The 12,580-nt window shown below is 44.9% G+C and carries 12 protein-coding genes and 1 pseudogene; 9 read left to right on the top strand and 4 right to left on the bottom strand.

The features are described 5' to 3' along the window. The 6 genes from EAE89_RS20295 to EAE89_RS20275 form a co-directional block, all read left to right on the top strand. The coding region (locus EAE89_RS20295) for a transposase (RefSeq protein WP_422615499.1) at window positions 1–209 on the top strand (209 nt) is incomplete at its 5' end. Between the two features lie 107 nt (window positions 210–316). Next, window positions 317–1,141, top strand: coding sequence for an antA/AntB antirepressor family protein (locus EAE89_RS20290; protein WP_214086502.1), 825 nt, complete (start codon window positions 317–319; stop codon window positions 1,139–1,141). Then, entirely contained in the window at window positions 1,141–1,893 is a 753-nt protein-coding gene (locus EAE89_RS20285; RefSeq protein ID WP_235525487.1) for a host cell division inhibitor Icd-like protein, read from the top strand. Before EAE89_RS20290 ends, EAE89_RS20285 begins: the two co-directional genes overlap by 1 nt. Window positions 1,894–2,086: 193 nt before the next feature. Next, window positions 2,087–2,632, top strand: a complete 546-nt coding sequence (locus tag EAE89_RS20280) for a hypothetical protein (protein ID WP_214086501.1) — start codon at window positions 2,087–2,089, stop codon at window positions 2,630–2,632. Window positions 2,633–2,641: 9 nt separating this feature from the next. Next, window positions 2,642–3,265, top strand: a complete 624-nt coding sequence (locus tag EAE89_RS23800) for a primase-helicase zinc-binding domain-containing protein (protein ID WP_244866659.1) — start codon at window positions 2,642–2,644, stop codon at window positions 3,263–3,265. Continuing rightward, on the top strand, window positions 3,195–5,492 hold the full coding sequence (locus EAE89_RS20275; protein ID WP_244866657.1) for a DUF927 domain-containing protein: 2,298 nt from the start codon (window positions 3,195–3,197) through the stop codon (window positions 5,490–5,492). The genes EAE89_RS23800 and EAE89_RS20275 overlap by 71 nt, the downstream gene beginning before the upstream one ends. 137 nt (window positions 5,493–5,629) lie before the next feature. Here the strand turns inward: EAE89_RS20275 and EAE89_RS20270 are convergent, their stop codons facing one another. Continuing rightward, a complete protein-coding gene (locus tag EAE89_RS20270) occupies window positions 5,630–6,049 on the bottom strand; it encodes a hypothetical protein (protein WP_054479992.1) in 420 nt (139 codons plus the stop codon). A 170-nt stretch (window positions 6,050–6,219) separates the two neighbouring features. On the opposite strand from EAE89_RS20270, the pseudogene EAE89_RS20265 reads away from it, so the two are divergent. Continuing rightward, window positions 6,220–6,404, top strand: a pseudogene (locus EAE89_RS20265) (hypothetical protein). A 371-nt stretch (window positions 6,405–6,775) separates the two neighbouring features. Continuing rightward, window positions 6,776–7,600, top strand: a complete 825-nt coding sequence (gene dinD, locus EAE89_RS20260) for a DNA damage-inducible protein D (protein ID WP_054479993.1) — start codon at window positions 6,776–6,778, stop codon at window positions 7,598–7,600. Between the two features lie 507 nt (window positions 7,601–8,107). Here the strand turns inward: dinD and EAE89_RS20255 are convergent. Beyond that, window positions 8,108–9,523 (bottom strand): MFS transporter, encoded by a 1,416-nt coding sequence (locus EAE89_RS20255; RefSeq protein ID WP_214086500.1) that lies wholly within the window; start codon window positions 9,521–9,523, stop codon window positions 8,108–8,110. A gap of 94 nt (window positions 9,524–9,617) precedes the next feature. Here EAE89_RS20255 and EAE89_RS20250 point away from each other — a divergent pair, with 94 nt between their 5' ends. Continuing rightward, window positions 9,618–10,283, top strand: coding sequence for a helix-turn-helix transcriptional regulator (locus tag EAE89_RS20250; protein ID WP_054478679.1), 666 nt, complete (start codon window positions 9,618–9,620; stop codon window positions 10,281–10,283). A gap of 28 nt (window positions 10,284–10,311) precedes the next feature. On the opposite strand, the gene EAE89_RS20245 is transcribed toward EAE89_RS20250, so the two are convergent. Beyond that, the gene (locus EAE89_RS20245) at window positions 10,312–11,529 is read right to left on the bottom strand and encodes an MFS transporter (RefSeq protein ID WP_054478677.1); all 1,218 of its coding nucleotides are present in this window, start codon (window positions 11,527–11,529) and stop codon (window positions 10,312–10,314) included. 47 nt (window positions 11,530–11,576) lie between these two features. Then, window positions 11,577–12,497, bottom strand: coding sequence for a PfkB family carbohydrate kinase (locus EAE89_RS20240; protein WP_149617457.1), 921 nt, complete (start codon window positions 12,495–12,497; stop codon window positions 11,577–11,579). Between the last annotated feature and the right edge of the window lie 83 nt (window positions 12,498–12,580).

The raw sequence follows: 12,580 nt of genomic DNA, 5'->3' as shown, positions 1-12,580 counted from the left end.
AAAATAGTCAGCATTATATTCTTGATGTCGTTTTTAAAGAAGATGATTCACGGATTGTTCTGGATGGTGCGATTGAGAATCTTGCGTTATTCCGGCGTCTTGTCTTGAACATGGTTAAACAATGTGACTGTGGCGCCCCGAGCCAGAGAAACAAGCTCAAGAAAGCAGGCTGGAGTGATGATTATCGTGCAAGAGTGTTCTTTGGATGAAGATGAGTCAAAGTATGCTCGCGCCCTGGGGGGATATGAGGGAGTATCTGAATCACAAGCTGAATTAATTTTATCTCTGTACCCTACCGAATAACGGAGTAAAAAACATGACAAATAAAAATGCGGCCTTAATTGGTCAGGGCTTCGCTCACTCTGAAAACAGCCAGAACGATATTAACGAATTATCTTTTGCTGAGATGCTGCCCATTATTCAAAGCAATATTAACGGGCAATTAGTAAATAGTGTAAGTGCGAAATCATTACATGAGGCATTAGGGGTGGGGCGTGATTTTTCGACCTGGATTGATGGGCGTATTGCTGAATATAGCTTTATTAAGGATGTTGATTTTTTCACCTTTGATTCCCCGAAACGGGGGAACCAAAGCGCAGAAAGTGAACAATGGAAATCGAGGCGAGGGGGTGACAGACGCAGTAAAGATTATTTCCTATCTCTGAATATGGCTAAAGAACTTGGCATGGTTGAACGTACCGAACAAGGTCGATTGATTCGCCAGTACTTTATTAAGTGTGAGGAAGCACTACACAAAGTCGCCCCAGCATTGACCAAACAGCTACGAAATGAGCTTAAATCACGCCTGAAAGTAGCGAACTACTTTAAGCCCATGTGTTCAGCATTGGAACTGGCACGTATAGAACAGGGTAAAACGACACTACCACGCCATTACACCAATGAATCAAATATGCTGAACCGTATTGTTCTGGCTGGCCTGACAGCTAAACAGTGGGCGAAACAGCATGGTGTTATCGGTGAGCCTCGTGATGCGATGAGTGAGCTACAGCTTGAGCATCTTTCTTATCTGGAACAGACCAATACCACGCTGATTGAGTTAGGTATGGACTATCACGCCCGTAAGGACAAGCTGACCGGACTATCTCAAAAATGGTTAGCACAGCGCGTGGAGGCAAATTAATGAATGCCTTCCAAGTGAGTAATTCCCTACTGGCTAGATCCGTGGTCACTGAATCAATGACCTCGACAAAATATCTTGCTCAGCACTACTCAGCGAAATTTATCGCTCAGTCATCGGCTAAAGTTTCAGCCGATGGGTATGAGAATATTTTCGCACACCCACCAGCGAAATATTTCGCTGATACACGGCAAGATTTTATTGGCATCACTACGCGAGGATATAGCCATCACAAAAATAGTGATCACTGTCTCTTTACTTTGTCATCAAACATTGGCTATATTGATGACGCACCAGCAAAATCTGGTGTCAGGCGTGGAAACCTGAATATACTAAAGGCGACACATGACGCGCCAAGCGTCTTTTTTTATGTCGCAGCATCACAGCACCTATCGTCTAAGGCATTATTAGCCTACATGTATTCAATGGTGATGCTAGCAGAGCTACCGAAAGGTAGGCTGGTTTCCTTTAGTACCAGTATTTCCACCTCTGTTAGTGTCACCGCCCCTATTGAGCGTGGAAACTCAAGCGGTGACTCCTTAGAAAAACTAAAGGAGATCATCGTCATGATGACTATCCCAGCCCCAACACATTTCAAATTCGTATTTTTGAGCATCAAACGTTCAGATGCCACCGCTAAACCTTGCCGTATCGAAGCCACAGCACCGCATGAGCACAGTGCCCGCCTGATGCTTGCCTGTGACTATATCCTGCTATTTGCCGGTCGCGTACCCGTTCAGGGGGTAGCAGCATGAACAAGGATGCAATCAAGCTCCTGTTACAGACATCACTGGAAACACCCATGATGAGGGCTGACCAATTGGAATCGATGTTATCGAACTAGCTCGAACTTGGGGGAGAGAAAGACACGCTGAATATGATTAGCGTGGCGTTACTGTGCGTCACTGAGATTAAAACCTCGCTGAATGAAGCTATGGAGGCAGGGCAATGAGCAAATATCACACTGAGGTTATCGGGGCAGAAGTCAATGCCATGAGACGCAACGAGAGCGGGGTATTTGAGCATATTGACCTGATACCGCTGGTGGACATTCCCACCCGTGCCAACGCTGGTGAATGGGATAATGAAAAAGTGCTAGGGATGCGCCTGATTGCAGAATATTTAGACCATGCACGAGGTGATAGAAAGAACGATTTACTCGCTTTCCGCTGGCTGGTCGCAACGCTTTACATCATGGAAACCACAGCGAAGAACAAAATGCCCTACTACCGCAATCATGGCGTGGTATTGCCGCTACTGATGGACTGTGAACACTTTGCAATGGCAAACAATATCGAGGGCGCAATGCTTGAGCGGTTCGGTAAGGTGCAAGGCACAGAGAACGCCATCTTAATGTACAGCGGCATGCTGGACGATAACGGCCTTTTAAAGCTGTCACCGATGGGCGTTGAGGTGATGGATAACCTACACGAAGCCTTTACGCTCGATGTTGCCAATGGCGCGCTAGATGACGCCACACCAACAGCACACTAAGGGGGATATATGACACTCATCACTAAAAATTTTCGCCTCAGTGCGCTGGCTAACGAATTTGCAGCGGCCATCTATCACGATGTAACGACCCGTAACGGCGGCGATCACTTCACGATGCAGGTCGGAAAAACAGAAATCAATGTCGCTATTGTCGATGGGGTAAAAGGCATTCGTGAGCTGGTGGATAGTTACGCACTGGAAGCACTCCAGCAGAACTATCCAGCATGGGAAGTCATCGCTATTAACCTAATGGAGAAATGCGTAGTCAATGGCTACCTGACAGGCTACGGGCGTGAAATATGGCAAAGCATACTATCTAACATCGGGGCAGAATTGCCCCTAAACCAGCATACCGCTTGCCCTGCTTGCGGTAGTAAAGACCGGTTCCGCTTTGATGATAAGGACGGTAACGGCACATTCATTTATAACCAGTGTGGCGCAGGTGATGGCCTTAATTTAGTTCAGCGAGTATTAAAGGTAAGTGTGACCGAAGCCGCTCAAGAGGTCGCCAATATTATTGGAATTGATACCCGTTCAAATAATCCACCAGCCTACAACAGCAATGAGATTAAAACGCAACAGGCGCAACGCAGGGCACAGCAGGCACAAAACCAAGCCAATGCGCTTTACTGAGCGATATAACCGCCTTTTATCTCAGGTTCAGCAGGGCGAATCTGCCTATCTGAATAACAAAGGGTTACACGGCTTCCCTATGCCATTGCTGGTGGACGGTTCGTTATTGCTCCCATTAGTGAATGCTGGTGGCACAGTGACAGGCGCACAGACTATCAAGCCGAGCGGAGATAAACGACTACTAACCGACAGCACCAAGAAAGGCAGCTACTACCCGATTAATGCACCTGAGAACGTCTCAGAGGTGGTTATCGCTGAGGGACTGGCGACCGCTTTAACGTGTCATTTAATCCGGCCTGATGCGCTGACCGTGGCAGCCATTGACGCTGGGAACCTGATTGATGTTGCTGAGGTGATGAGAAGCAAGCACCTGAAAGCCAATATCATCATTGCGGCTGATAACGACATTAAACCCGATGAGCCGAACACGGGCAGACTCGCAGCAGAGAAAGCCGCCAAAGCCATTAACGGGATAGTCGTATTACCACCAGCAGAAGATAAAGCCGATTGGGACGATTATCGCCAGCAGTACGGCATTGAGGCAGCAAGGCAAACATTTAGTGAAGGGTTGTATCAGGTGGGGGAGAAAATGGCAGTATCAAAATCGATGGTCATTAATCTGGACGAACGCAGGGAGAAAGAGCGAGATCCGTTAAAGTCCTTTATTGATGTGCGTAAACATGGAATTTACTACGTTACGCCAAAGGTAGACAAAGACAGCGGCGAAGTTATCAATGCGGAACAATGGCTATCAGACCCGATGAAACCTATTGCTAGGGGCGTTAATGAGTTAGATGAGCACTATCTCATCATTGAATACGATAATGGCAAAACAAAAGCTTTACCCAACGATGATGTAGGAGAGCGTGAGGGTTGGCGGGCGCTCAAAAAATCGGGCGTTAATGTGACTGCTAAACCAGCAATGAGGAATACGTTATCGGACTGGCTGAATACTCACAGGCACTTAAAAACATGGAGTGTTACCCATAAATCAGGCTGGCATAAAGGCGCATACATCATGCCGGACGGTTCGATTATCGGCGATCCTGAGCAGCCTATTTTATTCAATGGTCAGAGCGCAACCGCTACCGCGTATCAGGTAAGCGGCACAATTGATAGCTGGCGGAATAACGTTGCTAGACTGGCTAACGGCAATATCTTCATGATGTTTGCTATAGGGGCAGCATTAGCCGCACCAATGACGGGGATCACTCAGGCAGATAGTTTCGGCATTCATATCTATGCACAATCTACAGCAGGGAAAAGCACCACCGCAGACATGGCAGTCAGTCTCTACGGCAACCCCGACTTACAACGTTTGACATGGTACGGCACAGCTTACGGTATTGCTAACGAGGCTGTAGCACACAATGACGGGCTTTTATACCTTGATGAAGTCGGACAAGGGGCAGACCCGAAACACGTCTATAAGTCTGCTTACACGCTATTTAATGGCAAAGGAAAGATACAGGGTGCAAAAGACGGCGGCAACCGACCTCTGGAAAGCTGGCGAACTGTGGCCATTAGTACGGGTGAAAAAGACATTGAGACATTTCTATTAAATTCAGGCGTAAAAATAAACGCTGGTCAGTTAGTGCGCTTGCTCAATATTCCGATAGAACGCGCCACAGAGCTACACGATTGCGAGACAGGGAAAGAGCACGCTGACACGATAAAGATCAACTGTAGGGCTAACTATGGCGCAGCAGGGCGCTATTGGATTGAATATCTTTCTCACCATAAAACCGAGGCTATGGAAGCCTATACCACCGCACAAAAACGCTGGGGTAAGTTAATCCCGTCCAGCTACGGTGAGCAGGTTCACCGCGCGAGTGATCGCTTTGCCGCTATTGAAGCAGCATTGCTGGTGGGTCGTATTGTGACTGGCTGGAGTGAGCAAGATTGCCGCGATACGGTACAGGCTGTATTTAACGTGTGGCTGGCGGAATTCGGTACAGGCAACAAAGAGATTGAGCAGATAGTGGAACAGGCTGAGGGCTTTTTAAATGCTTATGCCTTTAGCCGCTTTGCTATGCACCCCTATGTTACAGGCAGCGACCGAGTAAACAATATTGCAGGCTATCGAGAGATTAGGGACGGAAAAACGATATTTCACACTTTCCCGAAAGCGTTTATTGATGAAATCGCCAATGGGTTCAATCCGAAAGTTTTTGCTGATGTATTCGCCAGACAGGCGATTCTAGAGAAGCTACAGCGTGAACTTTGATGATTAAAGGACATGTTAGGGAATGATGATTTTTAGAGTCCATAAAAACGAAAAATCCTAACACTTCCTAACATGTTGCTGGTGGCTGAATCTTAAGATTTCTTAAGGGGATGATAACAATTGATAACGTAATTCGACTATAAGTCGAGCTTTCCGGCAATATCTTTGTGACGCTTCCATGCTGAGTAAATATCTTTATCCCACGCTTTACCCGCTTTAGTCTGATAACCCGCCTCATTAATCCGTTCAGCAATAACACGACCGTTATCAATGCCCTCAGAAAGCACCTGATTCACCACAGCAACAATAGCCGGTTCATTATAGGCATGAGGTGGAATATCAGCCTTACCCACAATCAGGGAAGCCGCAGCCGATTCTAGCCGTTCCACCAGCGATAACATACGAGTGTCAGGATTGCTTTCTGGACGGTTTAACTTCTCTTTGATAGCTGAGACTATCCACGATGATTTATCGCTGCCAGAAGTCGATACAGCGTCATTAAATAGGGCTTGAAGTTCAGCAGGCAGGCGAAAGGCAATGAGATTAGATTTACTCATGATAATAATCCTTACCAATTCAATGTATGCTCATTATATCAGCGTATAACAGTGTTATACAGATTAGATTTTAAGCTGGTGGTACGCAAGCAGGTACGCACCGGAACGGTTTATAATGCGTACTGTACCGGCAAGGTATAGAGATAATCACAACACCTTAAGGGGAAGCTATGTTAAACCGTGAGACGATAGAGGCTGTTATGATGGAATTAACCAGCAGGGGCAATCACTCACTGGACGGGATAGGCTGGCAATTAGAACGGGAGTCTCGCAGACATTACAGGCTAAAGAGCGCCACCGACGCAGAATGACCGCACCGACCTATCAATGGACGAAACCAGCACCAAGACGCTAGATAGTGATACCGTGAGGCCAAAGTGACGGTCAGAGGATAAATCAATGGGTTACATCAAAAATGTGAAATCACACTTTGGTTTGTCAGTCATCGGCTGAAATTTTAGCTGATGTATCAGCCTACCCGATTTAATCTGGTAGCCTATTTGTACAACTCTTATTGATATACGCAAAGTAACCAGTCCTCTTTAAGAGGTGAGCCAGTCAGGTGAAAAATATTTTTCGGTTGCTATCATTTCGTGTGAAACGGAGGCAGTAACAAAATAATGGAGAGGGTTATTCTTGGATGGCATAACAGTATTTGAATTATGTTAAGAGTAAGCTATCCGTATTATCAATCTATACCACGAACAAACATGAGAGGTTCGATACATGGAGCAGCATCACCAACCATTTGAAGAAATAAAAAGAATTGATGAGACTGGTATCGAATTCTGGTCGGCTAGAGAGCTTTCTAAACTTCTTGAATATTCTGAGTATCGTCACTTCACACCTGTTTTAAAACGAGCTAAAGAAGCCTGCACCCATAGCGGACACAACATTGAAGACCATTTCGAGGATATCCTCGATATGGTCAATATTGGCTCAGGAGCACAAAGAAAATTAAAGGATATAAAACTATCCCGTTATGCCTGTTACCTCGTTGTACAAAATGGTGATCCGAGTAAACCAGTTATAGCAGCAGGACAGACATATTTTGCTATTCAAACTAGACGGCAAGAGCTAGCAGATGATGAGGCATTTAAACGACTTCGAGAAGATGAAAAGCGGCTATTCCTACGCAATGAGCTAAAAGAGCACAACAAGCAGTTAGTTGAAACAGCACAGAGAGCAGGCGTAGAAACAAATATTGATTTTGCCATTTTCCAAAATCATGGCTATCAAGGTTTATACGGTGGACTAGACCAGAAAGCAATCCACCAGCGAAAGGGATTAAAAAAATCACAACGGATATTAGATCACATGGGGTCAACGGAGCTTGCTGCTAACTTGTTTAGAGCAACCCAAGCCGAAGAAAAGCTGAGACGAGATAACGTAAAAAGCAAAATACAAGCAAACCAGACTCATTTTGACGTTGGAAAAAAAGTAAGGGATACAATTCAAGAGTTGGGTGGAACAATGCCAGAGGATTTACCATCACCAGAGAAAAGCATCAAACAATTAGAAACGATAGCAAAGAAAAAACTCAAAAAGTAATCACATCGCTAATATATGATTTTCATAGTTGTACACATTTTTATCAATTCAGAGGTACACTCCGATTTAGCGTGTACCCAAGGGTGTACCCCTAGAAAATATTGAATAACACCAATCCAGCATTCATGCTGGTTTAAGCCTGATACTCAATGAACAGATTCGACGTTCCTTAGCATCTCAGAGAAAATCATAAAGCCAGATATACATTGTTATATCTGGTTTTTTTACTGTCAGAGCATGAAAGGTTTGAAGGGAAAGCGATCCGAGAATTAGGCGGAACGATGCAGAGGATTTGCCATCACCAGAGAAGAGCATCAAACAATTAGAAACAATAGCAAAGAAAAAACTCAGTAAATTTCGACACGTGTTAACGATATGTCGATGATATCGACATATGGAAACTGTGGGTCGAGAAAACCAGAAAATATCGACGTGTCATCAACAAGCGTCGATATCATGATCTATCATTAAATTGTCAGGTACTTTACCCAACCATCATAAACAGGATTATTCAGATACCGGACTAATCTTCGCCGATCTCCACGCTGTAAATAACGCTAATAATGGTGCGATAGCAAATAGCAGGAACAACCAGTGTGCGGCAGAAGCGGTACCTGCTACACCACCGGGTTCATTAAGCCCTGAAAGGTTTACGACCATACCCGCCAATGCTGATCCAAAAGCTGTAGCAAATAACTGCACCGTTGTAATTGAAGCGCCAGCGATATCTTTATCAGCATCTGACGATATCTGTAGGATGCGAGTTAACAAATGCGGCCAACCAAAACCGATACCAAATCCTACCAAAGTCAGTGCAATCACAATAGGTATCATCACTTGCCAATGTCCAACTGAGGGATGTGATAATATCAACGACAGAATTAACATACCTATCAGTACGAATATCGGACCACTGATAATTGCCCGGCGAATACCCGCTCCACGCCAGCCTGCACTAATTATCTCTGCAACAGTCCAACCTGCTGCCATTGCAGCGGCCATATAACCGGAAGCCAACGGCGATTGACCATGCAATATTTGCAAGAAATACGGGATAAATACTTCACTGGTCATGCTAACCACCAATAATGAAATAGTGGCAAATAGCGCCACATGAGGTGAACCCAAATATAATGCACCATGAGGTAACAAACGTATGACTGAACGACGTTCATAGCAAATTAGTAATATTATCAAAACTAATGCCAGCATAATTCCCGCAAAATTCAGCTTCACACTTTCAGATACGCTGCCAGCAGAAACTATCAATACCGCCCCCGCTAATAAAACTAACTGCACCAGTGGCAATGCTGTTTTATTCTGACCCTGCGGTTTACCTTTGGGCAAAATTAAGTAAGTGAAAACCGCATACAACAACATTATTGGCAACATGATGCCAAAGGCATAACGCCAGGCATGCATCTCAGCAAAGATCCCACCCACGGCGGGACCAACCAACGTCGCAACACCCCACATTCCAGATATTAACGCCATTGCCCGAGGCCAAAGCGCCTGTTCAAATACCAGATTGATCAACGCATAGGAGAGTGCAAACAACAATCCACCACCAAAGCCCTGAACTGTCCGCCCAATCAGCATCACTTCCATCGTTGGCGCAAGCGCACATAATAAACTGCCAAAAAAGAATAACAGTGCCGCAACCAGATAAGCATTACGCGAACCCTGTGAATTAAGCAAACGTGCAGATAAGACAGAACCAATAATAGAAGCGACGACGAACAGAGTCGTATTCCAAGCATAAAGGTTCAGGCCACCAATATCCTGTACAACGGAAGGTAAGATAGTTGTTGCAATTAAAATATTAATCGCGTGTAACGCAACTCCCAACGATAGCGCCAAAGCACTGGCCGCATTTTTACCGGAGAACAAATCTCTCCAATGGCTTTCATTGGTTATTATCACAGTCGTTATCCTGCATTAGCATTGAGTTAATATGGGTCTTGCGTTAAATTAAGCAAGAATTTTCTTGGAATAAATTAAGACGAGGCGAAGCAATATGTCAAGCAAAAGCTTTGAAAATAGCACAATAGTTACACAGTCCGTTAGTGAAAGATTACTGATGTTATTGAAAACCCGTGGTCCTCAACAGGCTTCCGATGCCGGAAAAATACTGGGAACAACGGGAGAAGCCGCCCGGCAACAATTTGTGAAGTTAGCTAAAGAAGGACTCGTGGAAGCTATCGCTGAAGCACGAGGGGTTGGTCGTCCAATCCAGCTTTGGCATTTAACAGCCGCAGGTCATGCGCATTTCCCAGATGCACATGCTGAACTGACAGTACAATTATTAAACACCATCCGTAAGCAGTTGGGTGAAAAAGCAATAGATTTGCTAATTGATACCCGCGAGCAAGAAACCCGTATTAATTACCAGCAGGCAATGAATGGGGCGGCTAACCTACAAGAACGAGTCGAGCGTCTGGTTGCCATAAGGTGCCATGAAGGTTACATGGCTCAGTGGTCGCATACCGAAGACGGCACCATTTTACTGGTAGAAAACCATTGCCCTATTTGCGCTGCCGCTACTACCTGCCAGGGTTTTTGTCGCGCTGAGTTGAACGTTTTTCAGGAGATACTTCAAGCTCAAGTTAAACGAGTAGAGTACATTCTAACCGGTTCACGGCGCTGCGCTTATCGCATAACTGACCATATTCAACCGGAATAATGCGATATCTTTGGCAACACTAGCCTGACTAAACGACTCTGCTACTTTCTCTATTGCCTTCTCCGTTAAACATAAAAAACAGTGCACCAGTCAATAATATCAACCCACCACATATTATTAAAAGAGATTGAACACTAATATAATCAGCAACCGGACCAAACAACACCATACCTAATGGCAAAGAACAGGACATAGATATTTGGACTAAACTAAATACCCTTCCCATCATCTCAGGTTTAACCTTTTCCTGAAAAGTTGCTACTATCGGTGCGTTAAAACAAGGCATTATCATGCCCAAAAAGACGTTTAATGCCAGATAAAGCGGGAACCAATACGCATAGCCAAGAGCAATCGTAAATATACCAGACAATGCGCAAGCTACTGCCGTTATACGCAGTTTATTTTTATATTCATTCAAGAAAGAAATCAGCAATCCGCCTAAAACGGCTCCCGCACTAAATGTCACTTCATTAATAGCTAAACGCCATGATTCTTCACCAAATGTTCGGTTAACCAATAGCGGCGTCAAAAACGCAGCCGGACTAACCAGGAAGCAGTCACAAATCAGGAAAATCAAAAGATTTCTAATTATCTTATTCTCTCGCAGATAGCGAAAACCAGCTAAAATCGCCTGAAATTTATTATCCGGCATGGAATCAGAAGCTACTGTAGGAATAGGAATAAATGCAACAATACTAATGCCAATAATGGCAGTTACCACATCCACTAAAAAAATATTTTCAAGCGAAGTTTGAGAATACAAAAAACCACTGATGGCAGGAGATGCCAACATCATTAGTGAAGTCAGAGAAGTATTAATACCATTGACCCGCAATAGTTTTTCTTTCGGGACCAGTTGTGGAATGATGGCACTCACTGCCGGAGTCTGAATTCCCGTACAAAATGAACGGAGAATCAGGGCCACAAATAGCAATTCAATGCTCTTAAATCCGAGCATAAAAGAGATCGCCAAACCAAGAGTCACTAATGCAATTAACGCATCAGAGGCAATACTGAGCAACTTACGGTTGTAAGTATCAGCCCAAACCCCCGCAAATAAAGAGATTAATACCTGTGGAAGAAATGCACAGAGTACCGAAATAGCCAGCATTTCTCCTGATGAAGTACTTAAGGTGATATACCAGACGATGGAGAACTGGACAATGGAAGAACCCAGCAGAGAAATTGTTTGAGCCGATAAAAATAAAGCTGTTTTTTGTTTCCAATCTGGAAGTATTGCACTCATTTTAGCGACGCCCCTTAATATTTAAGAAATGTAATGTCTGAAAGTAATTATTCAAACACAAACTCCTCTAGCTCTTTTATAGTTGGTGCACCAGCAGCACCAGAACGGTTGACAACAATGGCAGCAACACGATTACCAAGCTTAACCGCATCTCTCAGAGACATTCCCTGCGATAAACCAGCCAGCATGCCACTACTATGAGCATCACCGGCTCCGATAGTATCTACCACTTTCACCTTATAGGAGGGAACATGCTCGGGGACGCTGTCAGGCAGGCATATCCACGCCCCTTGTGAACCTAACCGACAGATAATCGTGATTTTTCTTTTACTCGAATAATAACTAGCCTGAGTGACAGAATCGCCTGCTCCACACAACATAGCAATCTCATCACGGCTCAGTGTCAGAATAGTTCGGTCAGCAGGTAATGCATCAATGAAGGCGGGATCTATCTCTGGTAAACGCGGACCAAAATCCAGCAACAACGTCTGGCCAAGAGGTGACAGCAGTAACCAGTCACACAAAATCGCCGTAGTTTTACCCGCCATGACATAACCACTGGCATAGAGATACCCCTTTTCCGGCAGAGCAATAGAGGAGAGCATTGCCGCACTCCAGTCAACTTCACAACCACTAACAGAAACAAAGCTCCTCTCACCATCCAGCTCAACCATTGCCAAACACCAACCATTATCAAGATATGAGTTGGTTAACGTCACCTTAAGCCCAAGAGCTTGCATCTCTTTAATTACCTGCTCCCCCCAATATCCATTACCGACAGGAATACCATTAATCACAGGGATTTGCAGACGAACCAAAGCCCGGGCAACGTTAAAACCTGAGCCGCCGATCTGCCGCTCAATTTCCCTCGCTTCCCGGTCTTCACCACTGCGAGGAAGCTTTGGTAAACTGAGAACAATATCTCCCGCAGCCGCACCGATCACAGTAATCGGCAGTAACCCGCCCATCAGACTCTCCTTTTTCTGGCTAAACATAAGCCATAGCCCGGCAATGAAGAAAGAGACGAATAACCCGAGGCTGTAATCCTCAC

It is taken from the genome of Photorhabdus heterorhabditis (assembly GCF_018448905.1).
GTDB classification, from domain to species: Bacteria; Pseudomonadota; Gammaproteobacteria; order Enterobacterales; family Enterobacteriaceae; genus Photorhabdus; species Photorhabdus heterorhabditis.
The sequence above is the reverse complement of the archived record's forward strand: the minus strand, read 5'-3'. Positions and strand labels throughout refer to the sequence as shown.

What these genes read in the sequence shown, in the direction of transcription:
- EAE89_RS20290 (WP_214086502.1), top strand. Translation starts at nt 317, where the DNA reads ATGACAAATAAAAATGCGGCCTTAATTGGTCAGGGCTTCGCTCACTCT.
- EAE89_RS20285 (WP_235525487.1), top strand. Translation starts at nt 1,141, where the DNA reads ATGAATGCCTTCCAAGTGAGTAATTCCCTACTGGCTAGATCCGTGGTC.
- EAE89_RS20280 (WP_214086501.1), top strand. Translation starts at nt 2,087, where the DNA reads ATGAGCAAATATCACACTGAGGTTATCGGGGCAGAAGTCAATGCCATG.
- EAE89_RS23800 (WP_244866659.1), top strand. Translation starts at nt 2,642, where the DNA reads ATGACACTCATCACTAAAAATTTTCGCCTCAGTGCGCTGGCTAACGAA.
- EAE89_RS20275 (WP_244866657.1), top strand. Translation starts at nt 3,195, where the DNA reads ATGAGATTAAAACGCAACAGGCGCAACGCAGGGCACAGCAGGCACAAA.
- EAE89_RS20270 (WP_054479992.1), bottom strand. Translation starts at nt 6,049, where the DNA reads ATGAGTAAATCTAATCTCATTGCCTTTCGCCTGCCTGCTGAACTTCAA.
- dinD (WP_054479993.1), top strand. Translation starts at nt 6,776, where the DNA reads ATGGAGCAGCATCACCAACCATTTGAAGAAATAAAAAGAATTGATGAG.
- EAE89_RS20250 (WP_054478679.1), top strand. Translation starts at nt 9,618, where the DNA reads ATGTCAAGCAAAAGCTTTGAAAATAGCACAATAGTTACACAGTCCGTT.
- EAE89_RS20245 (WP_054478677.1), bottom strand. Translation starts at nt 11,529, where the DNA reads ATGAGTGCAATACTTCCAGATTGGAAACAAAAAACAGCTTTATTTTTA.
- EAE89_RS20240 (WP_149617457.1), bottom strand. Translation starts at nt 12,497, where the DNA reads ATGGGCGGGTTACTGCCGATTACTGTGATCGGTGCGGCTGCGGGAGAT.